Below are 13186 nucleotides of genomic sequence, written 5' to 3'. Positions count from 1 at the left end.
CGAGCACGTCGATGTTGCCGAGCCGGAGGTCGCGGATGATCTCGTGGCGTTCGAGCGTGTCCGTCTCGTCGTGCATGTACGCCACGTCGACGCCGGCCTCTTCGAGGTACTCCGTGAGGTCCTCCGCCATCCGCTTGGTGAGCGTGGTGACGAGGACGCGCTCGTCGCGCTCGATCCGGTCGTCGACGCGTTCGAGGAGGTCGTCGACCTGCCCCGTCGCGCCCGTCACCTCCACCTTCGGGTCGACGAGGTGGGTCGGCCGGACGATCTGCTCGACGATCCGGTCGGAGGTCTCGCGCTCGTAGTCGCTCGGCGTCGCGGAGACGTAGAGGGTGCGGTCAGTCTTCTCCTCGAACTCCTCGAACGTCAGGGGGCGGTTGTCGTAGGCGGTCGGGAGCCGGAACCCGTTCTCGACGAGCGAGTCCTTGCGCGACTTGTCCCCCTCGTACTGCCCTTTGATCTGCGGGATCGTCTGGTGGGACTCGTCGACGACGGTGAGGAAGTCGTCGGGGAAGTAGTCGAGGAGGGTGTAGGGGGCGTCGCCGGACTCGCGGTCGTCCATGTGGACCGAGTAGTTCTCGATCCCGGAGCAGTAGCCCGCCTCCCGCAGCATCTCGATGTCGAAGGTGGTCCGCTCCTCGATGCGCTGGGCGGCCACGAGGTCGCCCTGCCGTTCGAAGTAGCTCACCCGCTTCTCCATCAGGTCCTCGATCTCCGCGATCGCCTGTTCGAGCTTGTCGTCCGGGATCGAGTAGTGCTCCGCCGGGTGGAGCATCACCGCCGGCTCCTCGCTCACGACCTCGCCGTGCATCGGGTCGACCTTGATCATCCGGTCGATCTCGTCGCCCCACAGCTCCACGCGCACGGCGTACCGCCCGTACATCGGGTAGATCTCGACGGTGTCGCCGCGGACGCGGAACGTGCCCTGCGTGAAGTCCACGTCGTTGCGCTCGTAGTTCAGGTCGACGAGCCGGGTGAGCAGCTCCTCGCGGCCGACCTGCTCGCCGACCTCCAGGCGGAGCGCCATGTCGCGGTAGTTCCCCGGGTCGCCCAGCCCGTAGATGGCGGAGACCGAGGCGACGACGATCACGTCGTCGCGGGTCAGCAGGGAGCGCGTCGCGGAGTGACGCAGGCGGTCGATCTCCTCGTTTATCGACATTTCCTTGTCGATGAACGTGTCCGTCTGCTCGACGTACGCCTCCGGCTGGTAGTAGTCGTAGTAGGAGACGAAGTACTCGACGGCGTTGTCCGGGAACAGCTCTCGGAACTCCTCGTACAGCTGGGCCGCGAGCGTCTTGTTGTGGGCGAGGACGAGCGTCGGCTGGTCGAGCTCCTCGGCGACCCACGAGACGGTGTTCGTCTTCCCGGAGCCCGTCACGCCGAGCAGCGTCTGCTTTTTCGCGCCCGACTCGTACCCCTCGACCAGCTGCTCGATCGCCTCGGGCTGGTCGCCCGCGGGCTCGAACGGGGCGTCGACGCGGAGCGGGCGGTCGACGGTCGGGCGGTCCTCCGAGAGGGGGGAGTCGGCGTCGCTCACGATACGCGTCGTTGGACGGCGAGACACTTGAGCGGCGCGGCGATACGAGCTGACCGTCTGCGCCTGCGAGCCTCGCGGTTCGTCCGATTATGGATCGGTGATCGAGACGAACACCTCCGAAGCCCCAGTCGCTCGATACAGAACGACGAACTCGGTGACTGCGACCACCGAAGCCCCAGCCGCGAGGATTCGCGCGACTCGCTGTGCTCCTCGTCGCTTACTCCGTTCGCTCCTGCGGTGCTTGCTTCGTCGTGCTTCGTCCTCGCGGCTGCCCCCTCGAGTCCCGCACCGCTCCGCGACCGCACCTCGCGCCTCCCCAACCTCGCGGCTCACGGCTCGCGGCTTCGCCGCTCGCGTTCGCCGCGTCCCTCGCACGCGCTCCGAGCGCTAGCGGGCGCTCGGAGGCGCGCGCCACAGCAGTAGATCGAGCGAGCGATTTCGCGTCGACACCCTGCTTCGTCTCCGGACGAAAACGTTTCCCCCTCCCCCCGCGACGCTCCCCGTATGCGCATCGCCGTCCCCAACAAGGGCCGCCTGCACGAGCCGACGCTCTCGCTGTTAGAGCGCGCGGGGCTCCACGTCGAGGAGACCGCCGACCGACAGCTGTACGCCGACACCGTCGACGAGGACGTGACGGTGCTGTTCGCGCGGGCGGCCGACATCCCCGAGTACGTCCGCGACGGCGCGGCCGACCTCGGCGTCACCGGCCTCGACCAGGCGGCCGAGTCGGGCGGCGTCGTCGACGACCCGGACGAGGCGGCCGACGGCGACCTCGTCGACCTGCTCGACCTGGGCTACGGCTCCTGCCGGCTCGTCCTCGCCGCGCCCGAGGACGGCGGGGTGTCGGCGGTCGAGGACCTGGCGGACAGGACGGTCGCGACCGAGTTCCCGAACGTCACCCGCGACTACCTCGACCGCGTGGGCGTCGACGCGGACGTGGTCACGGTGACGGGCGCGACGGAGCTGACCCCGCACGTCGACATGGCGGACGCCATCGTCGACATCACCTCGACGGGGACGACGCTGAAGGTGAACCGGCTGGCGGTGATCGACGACGTGCTCGACTCCTCGGTCCGGCTGTTCGCCCGCCCTGACGTCGTCGGCGACCCGAAGGTCGAGCAGGTGCTCACCGCCTTCGAGTCCGTCCTCGCGGCGGACGGCCGCCGCTACCTGATGATGAACGCGCCGAAGAAGCGGCTCGACGCGGTGAAAGACGTGATCCCCGGGCTCGGCGGACCGACGGTGATGGACGTCGAGGCCGACGAGAACGGGAACGGGATGGTGGCGGTCCACGCCGTCGTCGACGAGCGCGACGTGTTCGAGACCATCTCGGAGCTGCGGTCGGTCGGCGCGACCGGCATCCTCGTCACGGAGATCGAGCGCCTCGTCGAGTGATCGACGAAAGCGGCGCGGTCAGTTTCCCGCGTCGCCGTCGCCCTCGCCGATCAGCCGCTCCTTCTCGGGGCGCGACAGCGACTTGATCGCGTACTCCCGCGACATCGCCGCCGACTTCGAGTCGAACGACTCGACGTGGCGCAGGGTGACGGGGGTCCGGCCGCGGGTGTACTTCGCGCCCTCGCCGGCGTCGTGTTCGGCGACGCGCCGCTCGACGTCGGTCGTGTACCCGGTGTAGAGGGTGCCGTCGGCGCACTCGACGACGTACACGTGGTGGTCGGCCACGGGAGGGCGTCCGAGCGCGAGCGCAAAGTGCGTGCGGGTGTCCGGTCGGGCGGCGAGCGGAGCGGCCGCTCTCCGTGCGCTCGGTCTTCGATCGGCGTTTCGCCGGTCAGTCTCCGGTTCGAGTCCGCTCGCGAGACACCTCGGCGATGCCCGCGTTCGCGGAGCACTCCGGGCACGCGTTCAGGTCGCCGTGCTCGTCCGCGAAGACGCGAGCGAAGCGGTCCGAAACGTGCGACCCGCAGTGGTCACAGCGTGGCATGTGATGCCGACGTGCGTCGGCAACTACCATACGGGCTGGACGAACTAATACCCTTTTTCGACCCAGTCGGCTGCCGGTATAGCGCCGGTTAAGCGGAGTCGGCGGGCGGCGGACTCCGTCGGTCGATTCCCCGCCTCACTCGGCGCGCGCCGCGTCGACCGCGCGGGCGATCAGTCCCGCCTGCGCGCCGGCGACGAAGCCGGCGTCGACGTTGACGGTCGTCAGCGCGGAGCACGACTGGAGCGCCCCCTCCAGCGCCGCGACCCCCTCGCCGCCGACGCCGTAGCCGGTCGAGACCGGGAGCGCGATCACGGGGGCGTCGACGAGGCCGGCGACGACCGTCGGGAGCGCCCCCTCGCGGCCCGCCGCAACCACGACGGCGTCGGCCTCGCGGACCCGGTCGACCTGGTCTAAGATCCGATCGAGGTTGGCGACGCCGACGTCGTCGATCCGGTCGACCGCGGCCCCGATCTCGCGGGCGACGACCGCGGCCTCGCCGGCGACGGGTGCGTCCCCGGTGCCGGCTGTCACGACCGCGACCGCGGCGTCGAGCGACGGCGGCTCGAAGCCGTCGGCGTGGACGACGACGGTTCCGACCCGGTCGTCGCGGTCGACGGTCGCGTCCGCCCCCGCGTCGCCGACGGCCGACGCGACCGCCGCCGCCGTCGCCTCGTCGGCGCGCGTCACCAGCGCCCGGCCGGTGGTGTCGAGCGCCGTCGTCGCCAGGGCGGCGACCTCCGCGGGCGTCTTCCCCTCCGCGAGGATCGCCTCGGGGATCCCGCGGCGGCGCTCGCGGGCGGCGTCGAAGCGCCCCGCGTCGGTGGTCGCGTAGCCCGCGAGCCGCGACTCCGCCTCCTCGATACCGATCTCGCCCGCCGCCAGCGCCGCCAGCGTCTCTCGCATGGAGCGTCGTCGGGGGCGGACTCGGTCGAAGGTGTCGGTTCGGGCCGGCGCGCCGCGCGCGAGGTCGAGCCGGGCGTCGGAGCGCGTTCGCGGGCGTCACGCGGCGGCGCGCGCTCCGTCCGGACCGCGCTCGCGGCGGGGTCAAGCCGCGTTTCGCGTCGCGCTCGCGGCGGGGCGGAGACGAGAATCTCACAAGACTTATAACCGCTTGTACTCGCGGCCCCCCGCGAACGGGCGGCACGGCGTCCCTCGCGGGCGAATTCAGGAACTCTTATTAACCATCACCGGGTAGGCCCGATCGCATGGCAGACCTCATTGTCAAAGCGGCCGTCAAGGAAGCCCTGGACGACAAGAACGTCGCTTCGGACTTCTACGACGCGCTGGACGACGAAGTGGACGAGCTGCTCGAAGACGCCGCGCGCCGCGCCGAGGCCAACGACCGGAAGACGGTCCAGCCGCGCGACCTGTAAGACGGACTCGGTTCCGTCCCGTTTTATTTGGACGCCGCCCGCCGAGCGGCGGCGCCGTCGGTCGGCGTCGAGCGGCGGCGCGGTCAGCGCTCCTCGACCCGGACGCCAGACTCGGTGCCGACGTGGACCTCGTCGGCGATCCCGACGAACAGGCCGTGTTCGACGACCCCCGGGACCGCCGACAGCGTCGCGGACAGGGCGCTCGGATCGGCGATCTCGCCGAACGCGCAGTCGAGCACGAGGTTCCCGTTGTCGGTCACCACGGGACCGTCCTTCCGCTCCGCGCGTCGCAGGGTCGGCTCGCCGCCCGCCTCGCGGACCGCTTCGGCGACGGCGGTCCGGCCGGCGGGCAGCACCTCGACCGGGACCGACCGGTCCAGTCGCGGCGCCTCCTTCGAGGGGTCGGCGACGACGAGGAAGCGGTCCGCCGCGGCGTCGACCAGCTTCTCGCGGGCGTGGGCCGCGCCGCCGCCCTTTATCAGCGCGCCGCCGGGGTCGAGCGCGTCGTCCCCCTCGCCGCCGGTCGCCACCTGGTCGGCGCCGTCGATGGCGAGGTCGATCCCCGGACCGTCGGGACCGACCGCCTCCGGGAGGTCGAGGCAGGGGACGCCGGCGTCGACCGCGAGCTCGCGGCTCGCGAAGGAGGTCGGGACGCCGCGGACGTCGAGGCCCGAGTCGACTCGGTCGCTGATCCGCCGGATCGCGTGCGCAGCCGTCGACCCGGTCCCGAGCCCGACCACGTCGCCGTCGGTGACCGCCTCGGCGGCCGACTCCCCCGCTCGGCGCTTCGCCGCGTCGCTGCCGCCGCTCGTCTTCATGCGAGCGACTGCGCGCGCGGCGATTGAAAAGGCGTCGGCCGCGTCACTCCAGCCGGTCGAGGACGGCCTCGGCGTCGTACGCCAGCGAGAGCTCGCGCGAGCGGCCGCGGCCGTCGACGTCGGCGTACTCCGCGTCGATCACGCCGAGCTGATCGAGCTTGTTGATGATCTCCGAGTAGCGGGTGTAGCCGAGGTCGGTCTCGTCGTTGAACGCGTCGTACACCGCCCCCGCGCGCTCGCCGTCGTTGGCGGCGAGGACGCGGACAAGGTCGCGCTCGGACTCCGAGAGGCCGCGGAGCGACCGCGAGAGGTGGACGTGCTTCGACTTGTCGTACGCGTCCTCGACGTCCTCCTCGGAGACCGTCTTCGAGGCGCGCATCTCGGCGTTGAGCCCGGCGCGGCGCAGGAGGTCGATCCCGACGCGGAGGTCGCCGCTGTCGGCGGTGAGGTCGGCGACGCGCTCCAGCTCGGCGTCCCCGATGACCCCCTCGTGGAAGCCGCGCTTGGCGCGCTCGGCGAGGATGTCGTAGATCTCGGTCGCGTCGTAGACGGGGAAGTACACCTCCTCGGGCCGGAAGACGGACTGGACCCGGGTGTCGAGGTCGTCGATCACGTCGAGCCCGAGGTCCGAGGAGACGACGATGACGCCGATCTTCGCGCCGGAGTGCGCCTCGTGGGCCCGGAGGAGCGAGTACAGCGTGTCGGACGCCTCGTTCTCGTAGAAGAGGTAGTTCACGTCGTCCAAGGCGACGACGAGCACCTCGTCCTCCTCGACGAGGCGGTCGGTGATCTGGCCGAACAGCTTCTTGAACGAGATGCCCGACGATGGGGGCTCGTACTCGAATATCCCCTCGAACAGCCGAGAGAATACGGCGTAGCGCGTGGAGTCGACCTGACAGTTGACGCGCACCGTCCGCACCTCGGTCCGGGCGCCGAGCTCGCCGAACAGCTTCTGGACCGCGGTGGTCTTCCCGGTCCCGGGCGGGCCGCGGACCATCGTGTTGAGGGGCCGGGAGCCGCGGACCGCGGGGCGGAGCGCGTACTTCAGGTTCTCCAGCTGGCTCTCCCGGTGGCGGAACGTCTCGGGGACGTGGTCGATCTCGAACACCGACTCGTCGCGGAACACCGACTCGTCCCACGAGAGCATGTCCCCGCCGTCCCCGGTCATGCGAGTACCACGAGAGGCCGCCCACTTAACCGTTGCCCGGCGGCGGGGCGAAACTGAAACTTGTCGCGCCAGCGCCCGATCGGACCGATTCCGCCGATCGGTCGTTCACTCTCGGTCCGGCGAGATCCCGGCCGCGGTCGCCGCCGCGTCCGTCCCGCGCTCGCCGTCTCCCCCGCGGCGCAACACCAGCACGTGGCGCGTCAGCGACCGGTGAACCCGGCGCTCGAACGCCGCGTCGACGGTCCAGCCGGCGTCGCGGGCGGGGCCGCGCCAGTCGCGGTCGGCGACGAGCACCGCGCGCGGCGCGACCCGGGTCGCCTCCGCGAGCGCGCCCCCGACGAGGTCGGCCAGCTCGTGGCGCGCGATCTTCGACTGCCGGCCGTAGGGGGCGTCGAACGCCACCCCGTCGACGGCGTCGTCCGAGAGCGGGAGGGCGGTCGCGTCGCCGCGCGCGACGTGCCAGTCGGGGGAGGGACCGTCGGCGTCGGGCCGCCCCGAGTCGTCGGCACCGCCGCCGTCCAGGTACTCGCGGAAGTTCCGCCGCGCGCCGCGGACCATCTTCGGCTGCGCGTCGCAGGCGACGGCGTCGGCCCCGACGAGGCCGGCCTCCAGCGGCAGGCCGCCGGTGCCGCACATCGGGTCGAGCAGGGTCCGGCCCGGGGCCGCGCCGGCGAGGTTAGCGTACGCGCGGGCGTCCGCCGGCGCCATGCTCCCCGGCTGGAAGAAGGGGCGGTCGGTCGGGTTCGGGGCGAAGTCGCGAGCGGCCTCGACGGCGACCCAGCCGAGCGCGCAGCAGTCGGCGTCGCCGCCGTCGGCGCCGGCCACCGCGTCGTGGTCCGCGCGCGGGCCGGTCGCGAACAGCGCGCGGAGGACGTGGTCGGGGTCGTCGAGGTCGACGTCGAAGCCGCGGTCGACGAGGACGCTCCCGAGCGCGCGCTCGGCCGCTTCCGTCGAGACGTCGGCCGTCGCCCGGACGTCGCGGGCGCGGACCGCGACGCTCCCGGCGCGGTCGAGCGACGCGGCCCGGAGCGCGGCGACCGCGGCGTCGACGTCGGCCTCGGTCCGCGCGACCGCCTCGTGGACGGCACGGGTGTAGGCGAGTCGGCGGGCGTGCGCGCGGTCGATCCCGCCGGTGCGCGCGATCCCCGGCGCGAGGAGGTCGACGCCGGTCGCGGCGGTCGCCGCTTCCCGGGCGGCGAAGGCGTCGGTCTCGCCGGCGAGTTCGAGCCAGTACACGGCGACGGCTCCGCGCGGCGCGGGGAATAGCGTGGCGGTTCCGACCAGCCACCTTTTTAGGTCGTTCGGGCGAGAACGTATGTAATGAGGGCCGACCCGAAGGAGACGATCACCGTAGAGAACGTCGTCGCCTCGACGGGGATCGGACAGGAGCTCGATCTCCAGAGCGTCGCGATGGACCTCGAGGGGGCCGACTACGACCCCGAGCAGTTCCCCGGGCTCGTCTACCGGACCACGGACCCGAAGTCGGCCGCGCTGATCTTCCGGTCGGGGAAGATCGTCTGTACCGGCGCGAACTCGATCGAGGCGGTCCACGAGAGCCTCGACATCGTGTTCGCGGAGCTCCGCGCGCTCCAGATCCCGATCGAAGACCCCGAGGTCACGGTCCAGAACATCGTCACGTCGGCCGACCTCGGCGAGAGCCTGAACCTGAACGCCATCGCGATCGGGCTCGGCTTGGAGCACATCGAGTACGAGCCGGAGCAGTTCCCCGGGCTCGTCTACCGGCTCGACGAGCCGGACGTCGTCGCGCTCCTGTTCGGCAGCGGCAAGGTCGTCGTCACCGGCGGCACCAGCCCCGAGGACGCGGCGGCCGCCGTCGACGTGATCGTCGAGGAGCTGGACGGGCTCGGACTGTTGGACTGACGCGGCGACCGGGCGTGGCGGGCGGGCGTCGGCGCGTTCCACGGTCACTTTTACCCCCCGGCCCGTAGGCCCGCCATGCTCTTACAGACGGTGACGCCGGTCACCGTGCTCGGGACGACCGTCCTGTTGGCGCTGTTCCTCTCCCTCACCGCCCACGTCGCGGCCCGGAACGTGCTCGGGGACGTCGACCCGCGACGCGCCCTCTACGTCGGCCCGCTGCCCGCGGTGATCAGCGTCGTCGGGAACACGTTCGAACTCCCCGCGGGGCTCATTCTCCTCGCGGCGCTCCTCGTCGACGGCACGATGTTCTGGTGGAGCTACGAGCAGCCGCGGCGGGCCGTCGCCGCGATGACGCTGATCCACGGGGTGGTCACGACGCTGCTCGCGGGGGTCCTAATTTTGGTCTCGATCCTGCTCGCGTCGATGCCGGGGTAGGCCGTCGGGAGCGGCGGCGGCGCGCCCGCGTCACGGCGACGGCGGCGGCCCGTCGTACGCGTCGTGGTCCTGATAGAAGTTCAGCATCGCGAACTTCAGCTTCGCGGGGTCGACGTCGAGCAGCTCCTCGCGCTCCCCGGGCGGGAACCCGGAGCGGACCGAGTACTTCCCCATGTCGGCGGTCGTGTAGCGCCGGTCGGCGAGGATCCGGACCCCGAAGTCGTCGGGGCCGCGGATCACGCGGCCGAGCGCCTGTCGCGTCTTGCGGATCGTCGGGATCTCGACCGCGTACGTCCACCCCGGGTCGCGGGCGCGGTCGCGGTCCGCGAACGCCCGGTCGTAGGCGTCTTGGACCGCCTCGGTGCGGTCCGAGAGGTGCGGGTACGGGACGCCCACGACGACGACCGTCCGGGCGTCGTCGCCGTCGAAGCTCACGCCCTCGCCGAGCGTCCCCCACAGCGACGTGAAAAGCGCCGCGCCGTCGCTCTCGACGAACTCGCTCCGGAGGCGCTCCTCGTCCTGGCCCGGCCCGTCGAGGTGGATCGGTCCGAGGTCGGCGGTCGTTCCCGCGCCGTCGCCGCCGACGCTCCCGCCTCCGCCCGCCCCCGCGAGCCGGTCGTGGTAGCGCTCGGCCTCCGCGTACGACGGGAAGAAGGCGAGCGTGTTGCCCGGGGTGAAGCGGATCGCGTCGCGGAGCAGCGACGCCACCGCCTCCTGCGTCTCCGGGTCGTTGCGGTCGGCGGCGAACAGCGGCGGCACGTCGGCGGCGAACGTGCGGCGGTTCGCCTCGGGGTAGCCCATCCCGTAGGCCATCGACGCGACGTCTTCGAGCCCCAGGACGTCCTCGGTCACGTCGAACGGGCGCAGCGTCGCGCTCATCAGGACCGAGGCGGCCACCTCGTCGAACAGCTCGCTGGTGACGCTCCGGGGGATACAGGTGTACAGCTCCGCCCGGCCGTACACCTCGTCGGTGCCGGCGTCGCGCCGGACGGAGACCACGGGGTACTGGCCGAACTCCGCGCCCTCGTCCATCCAGGTCGCGACGAACCGGGCGGCCGCGAGCGTCTGCGACTCCGACCGGGTGGTCGCCTCGCCGTCGCGGTAGCGGCGCTCGTACTCCTCGTCTATCGCCTGTCCGAGCTGGACGGCGAGCTCGGTCTCCGTGTCGATCCCCTTCCCCTCGTAGTTGCGGAGGAACGCGAGCGTGAGGTCGTCGCGGCGGTCGTCGTTGGCGACCGAGACGTCCTCCCAGTTCTCGTCGACGCCGCCGAAGCCGAGCGCGTCCTCGTACGTCTCGGCGAGGGCGTCGCGGAAGGCGCGGAGGACGTTCCCGGCGGGCTCCGCGCGGGAGTCGTCGCTGTCGGCCAGCTCGTCTAAGGCGGCGTCGAGCGTGTTCTCGGTCAGCGTCCGGGTGGCGTGGTCGCGGGCGGCGTCCTCGATGTTGTGCGCCTCGTCGAACACGGTGATTATCTCGCTCGGGTCGCGGTCGATCCACCGGAAGAACTGCTCGCGGATGTTCGGGTCGAGCAGGTGGTGGTAGTTGCAGACGACCAGGTCGACGCCCTCCATCCCCTCCTTCAGCAGCTCGTAGCCGCACAGCGCGCGCTCGTCGGCGTACTCGTACACGTCCTCCGGGGTCCGGACGTCCTCGAAGAGCCACGCGAAGAAGTCGTCGGTGTCGCGGGTGAGGTTGTTGCGGTAGTGCTCGCAGACGTTTGCGGCCTCGTACTCGTCGATCTCCGCCTCCAGCTCGTCGAGCTCCTCCATGACCGCCTCGCGGGCCTCCGCGGCGCTCGCGTCCCCCTCGCGGCTCTCGGCGAGCAGCTCGCGCTGGCGCGACTCCAGCTCGCGGACCTCGCTCTCCGTCTCGACCATCTCGCGGGTGGTGTCCCGGAGGGTCTGACACTCCTGGTAGTCGACGTCGATGTGACACATCGACGACTTCCCCTTGAAGACGACCGCGCGGATCGGCTCCTCCCGGGTGATCGCGCGGGCGTCCTCGACGAACTGCCGCATCTGCTGGTGGACGTTGGTCGTGATGACGACCGTCCGGTCGTGCTCGCGGGCGTGCTCCAGGGCGGGCACGAGCGCGGAGAGCGTCTTCCCCGTCCCGGGCGCCCCCTCGAACAGCACGTCCTGCCCCCGGTCGAGCGCGTTGGCGACCCTGTCCATCGCCTCGCGCTGGTTCGGGTACGGCTCCTCGTAGGGGAAGAACCGGAGATGCGACGACTCTGACACGGGGTGGGGTTCGGCGCCACCGGGCAAAAGGAGTCGGGTGGCGGGGCGGAAGTGGTCCGCCGCCGCTCGCGGCTAAATTTTGTTACCAGTTAGTTTTGGAAATCATATGGCTTTGGGGCGTGTGCGCAGCCACCACACAATACCGGCATATACTACCGGTTCTTGTGCGAACGACGAGGCGAGATGGCAACCGAAACGGCGACCACGACGGAGGGAGTATCGACGGAGACCGGCGACTGGCGGGCGGGAGTGGCCGGCGGACTGGTCGGCGGGCTCGTCTTCGGCGCGATGATGTCGGCGATGACTCCCGGCGTGTTACAGGTGGCGATTCCGGCGATGTACGGTATCGAAGGCCCCGCCGGCGCCGTCGGCTGGGCGATCCACATGTCCCACGGCGCGGTCATCGGTCTCGGGTTCGCCGCGATCGCGGGGCTGAGGCCGAGCCTCGGCGACTCGATCGGAACGAGCTTCGGCATCGGTGCGGGCTACGGCCTGCTCGTCTGGGTCGCGCTCGCGGTGATCGCGATGCCGATCTGGCTGGGCGCCGTGGGGTTCCCGGGCGCGCCGCCGCTGCCGAACGTCGGCGTCGAGAGCCTCGTCGGCCACGTGGTCTACGGCACCGTTCTCGGCGGCGTGTACGCCACGATGGGAAGCTGACGCCGCGGCAGTGAACTAACGCCGGCGCGGCACCCCGCTTTTTAATCCCCGTGGCGACCATCGATGCGAGCATGTTCGACGAGATCCTCGAGAAGTTCGAGGGGTCACCGAGCCAGCAGGCCGTCATCCGACTGTTCTTAGAGCGCGGCTTCTCCGTCAACGAGGAGGGACGGGTCGTCTCCGGCGGGATCGAGATCCCCTACACCGGGATCGCGCGCGAACTCGACGTCGACCGGCGCGTCGTGGACTCGACGACCGACGCGATCCTCGAGGATCCGGAGCTGAAACGCATCTTCACCAACATCTCGTCGGTCCCGAGCCTGATGGATCTGGCCCCCGTGTTGGACCTGACGGTGCTGACGATCGAGGTCGCGGCCGCCGACGAGGCCGGCATCGTCGCCGAGGTGACCGGTATCCTGGCCGACCACGACGTCTCGATCCGGCAGGTGTTGAGCGAGGATCCCGAGTTCACCGACGACCCGAAGCTGTACGTGATCACCGACGCGGACCTGCGGGGCGACCTGCTCGTGGAGATCCGCGAGTTGGAGTACGTCCGCCGCGTCGGCTTCTGATCCGGTGGCCGCCGGTTTCGGATGGAACGAGGTGTGGTTCCGGACGTGACGCGTGGCCGCGAGGGCGACGCCCGGCCGCGAGCGTGCCGATCAGTTCCGCCCCCTGATCTGACGGGGTGATACGGCGAGGGCTTACGAGCGATGAGGAACCACGGCCGAACGCGGCCGCCGCCCGGTTTTCACTTTCACTCGGGTGTAAACCAGTCTTTATACTGGATGCCGACAAAGCATCGTGTACATGCCTGAAGACGAACTCGAGGACCTCCCCGGCGTCGGCCCGGCGACCGCGGACAAGCTCGTGGACAACGGATTCGAGAGCTACCAGTCGATCGCGGTCGCGAGCCCCGGCGAGATGTCGAACACGGCCGACATCGGCGAGTCGTCCGCCGCGGACATCATCAACGCCGCCCGCGACGCCGCCGACGTCGGCGGCTTCGAGACGGGCGCGGCCGTGCTCGAGCGACGCGAGGAGATCGGGAAGCTCTCCTGGCAGATCGACGAGGTCGACGAGCTGCTCGGCGGCGGTATCGAGACGCAGTCGATCACCGAGGTGTACGGCGAGTTCGGC

15 protein-coding genes are annotated in these 13186 nt (G+C 70.9%); 7 read left to right on the top strand and 8 right to left on the bottom strand.

Annotation, left to right across the window (positions count from 1 at the left end; translation table 11 throughout):
• The coding region (gene uvrB, locus Q0116_RS02110; protein WP_297885055.1) for an excinuclease ABC subunit UvrB at positions 1-1537 on the bottom strand (1537 nt) is incomplete at its 3' end.
• A 504-nt stretch (positions 1538-2041) separates the two neighbouring features.
• Between uvrB and hisG the strand changes: the two genes are divergently transcribed.
• A complete protein-coding gene (gene hisG, locus Q0116_RS02105) occupies positions 2042-2932 on the top strand; it encodes an ATP phosphoribosyltransferase (protein ID WP_297885053.1) in 891 nt (296 codons plus the stop codon).
• 18 nt (positions 2933-2950) lie between these two features.
• Here hisG and Q0116_RS02100 read toward each other — a convergent pair whose 3' ends face one another.
• The 3 genes from Q0116_RS02100 to larB form a co-directional block, all read right to left on the bottom strand.
• Positions 2951-3217, bottom strand: coding sequence for a GIY-YIG nuclease family protein (locus Q0116_RS02100; protein ID WP_297885052.1), 267 nt, complete (start codon positions 3215-3217; stop codon positions 2951-2953).
• A gap of 106 nt (positions 3218-3323) precedes the next feature.
• The gene (locus tag Q0116_RS02095) at positions 3324-3476 is read right to left on the bottom strand and encodes a hypothetical protein (protein WP_297885050.1); all 153 of its coding nucleotides are present in this window, start codon (positions 3474-3476) and stop codon (positions 3324-3326) included.
• A 135-nt stretch (positions 3477-3611) separates the two neighbouring features.
• Positions 3612-4379, bottom strand: coding sequence for a nickel pincer cofactor biosynthesis protein LarB (larB, locus tag Q0116_RS02090; RefSeq protein WP_297885048.1), 768 nt, complete (start codon positions 4377-4379; stop codon positions 3612-3614).
• A 302-nt stretch (positions 4380-4681) separates the two neighbouring features.
• Between larB and Q0116_RS02085 the strand changes: the two genes are divergently transcribed.
• Positions 4682-4849: a DUF1931 family protein gene (locus Q0116_RS02085; RefSeq protein ID WP_004047560.1), complete on the top strand. Its 168-nt coding sequence runs from the start codon at positions 4682-4684 to the stop codon at positions 4847-4849.
• An 83-nt stretch (positions 4850-4932) separates the two neighbouring features.
• Here Q0116_RS02085 and rpiA read toward each other — a convergent pair whose 3' ends face one another.
• The 3 genes from rpiA to Q0116_RS02070 all read right to left on the bottom strand — a co-directional run bounded on the left by rpiA (position 4933) and on the right by Q0116_RS02070 (position 8071).
• On the bottom strand, positions 4933-5667 hold the full coding sequence (gene rpiA / locus Q0116_RS02080; RefSeq protein ID WP_297885025.1) for a ribose-5-phosphate isomerase RpiA: 735 nt from the start codon (positions 5665-5667) through the stop codon (positions 4933-4935).
• 43 nt (positions 5668-5710) lie between these two features.
• On the bottom strand, positions 5711-6835 hold the full coding sequence (locus Q0116_RS02075) for an ORC1-type DNA replication protein (RefSeq protein WP_297885024.1): 1125 nt from the start codon (positions 6833-6835) through the stop codon (positions 5711-5713).
• A gap of 105 nt (positions 6836-6940) precedes the next feature.
• The gene (locus tag Q0116_RS02070) at positions 6941-8071 is read right to left on the bottom strand and encodes a TIGR01177 family methyltransferase (RefSeq protein ID WP_297885023.1); all 1131 of its coding nucleotides are present in this window, start codon (positions 8069-8071) and stop codon (positions 6941-6943) included.
• 84 nt (positions 8072-8155) lie between these two features.
• Between Q0116_RS02070 and Q0116_RS02065 the strand changes: the two genes are divergently transcribed.
• A complete protein-coding gene (locus tag Q0116_RS02065; RefSeq protein WP_297885022.1) occupies positions 8156-8716 on the top strand; it encodes a TATA-box-binding protein in 561 nt (186 codons plus the stop codon).
• Positions 8717-8791: 75 nt separating this feature from the next.
• Positions 8792-9151, top strand: coding sequence for a hypothetical protein (locus tag Q0116_RS02060; protein WP_297885020.1), 360 nt, complete (start codon positions 8792-8794; stop codon positions 9149-9151).
• A 30-nt stretch (positions 9152-9181) separates the two neighbouring features.
• Here Q0116_RS02060 and Q0116_RS02055 read toward each other — a convergent pair whose 3' ends face one another.
• Positions 9182-11389, bottom strand: coding sequence for an ATP-dependent DNA helicase (locus tag Q0116_RS02055; RefSeq protein WP_297885018.1), 2208 nt, complete (start codon positions 11387-11389; stop codon positions 9182-9184).
• Positions 11390-11572: 183 nt separating this feature from the next.
• On the opposite strand from Q0116_RS02055, the gene Q0116_RS02050 reads away from it, so the two are divergent.
• From Q0116_RS02050 to Q0116_RS02040, 3 genes are all read left to right on the top strand, one after another.
• Entirely contained in the window at positions 11573-12046 is a 474-nt protein-coding gene (locus tag Q0116_RS02050) for a histidine kinase (protein ID WP_297885016.1), read from the top strand.
• Positions 12047-12117: 71 nt separating this feature from the next.
• Positions 12118-12618 (top strand): ACT domain-containing protein, encoded by a 501-nt coding sequence (locus tag Q0116_RS02045; protein WP_297885014.1) that lies wholly within the window; start codon positions 12118-12120, stop codon positions 12616-12618.
• A 238-nt stretch (positions 12619-12856) separates the two neighbouring features.
• Positions 12857-13186, top strand: a 330-nt coding sequence (locus Q0116_RS02040) for a helix-hairpin-helix domain-containing protein (RefSeq protein WP_297885012.1), incomplete at its 3' end; no start/stop codon positions are given.

The organism is uncultured Halorubrum sp. (genome assembly GCF_937146585.1).
Taxonomy (GTDB): Archaea; Halobacteriota; Halobacteria; order Halobacteriales; family Haloferacaceae; genus Halorubrum; species Halorubrum miltondacostae.
Note: the sequence above shows the minus strand (reverse complement) of the source record. Positions and strands in the feature narration are given on the sequence as shown.

Bases quoted from the DNA above. Each gene is read 5' to 3' on its own strand.
- hisG (WP_297885053.1), top strand. From the start codon at position 2,042: ATGCGCATCGCCGTCCCCAACAAGGGCCGCCTGCACGAGCCGACGCTC.
- Q0116_RS02095 (WP_297885050.1), bottom strand. From the start codon at position 3,476: ATGCCACGCTGTGACCACTGCGGGTCGCACGTTTCGGACCGCTTCGCT.
- larB (WP_297885048.1), bottom strand. From the start codon at position 4,379: ATGCGAGAGACGCTGGCGGCGCTGGCGGCGGGCGAGATCGGTATCGAG.
- Q0116_RS02085 (WP_004047560.1), top strand. From the start codon at position 4,682: ATGGCAGACCTCATTGTCAAAGCGGCCGTCAAGGAAGCCCTGGACGAC.
- rpiA (WP_297885025.1), bottom strand. From the start codon at position 5,667: ATGAAGACGAGCGGCGGCAGCGACGCGGCGAAGCGCCGAGCGGGGGAG.
- Q0116_RS02075 (WP_297885024.1), bottom strand. From the start codon at position 6,835: ATGACCGGGGACGGCGGGGACATGCTCTCGTGGGACGAGTCGGTGTTC.
- Q0116_RS02065 (WP_297885022.1), top strand. From the start codon at position 8,156: ATGAGGGCCGACCCGAAGGAGACGATCACCGTAGAGAACGTCGTCGCC.
- Q0116_RS02060 (WP_297885020.1), top strand. From the start codon at position 8,792: ATGCTCTTACAGACGGTGACGCCGGTCACCGTGCTCGGGACGACCGTC.
- Q0116_RS02050 (WP_297885016.1), top strand. From the start codon at position 11,573: ATGGCAACCGAAACGGCGACCACGACGGAGGGAGTATCGACGGAGACC.
- Q0116_RS02045 (WP_297885014.1), top strand. From the start codon at position 12,118: ATGTTCGACGAGATCCTCGAGAAGTTCGAGGGGTCACCGAGCCAGCAG.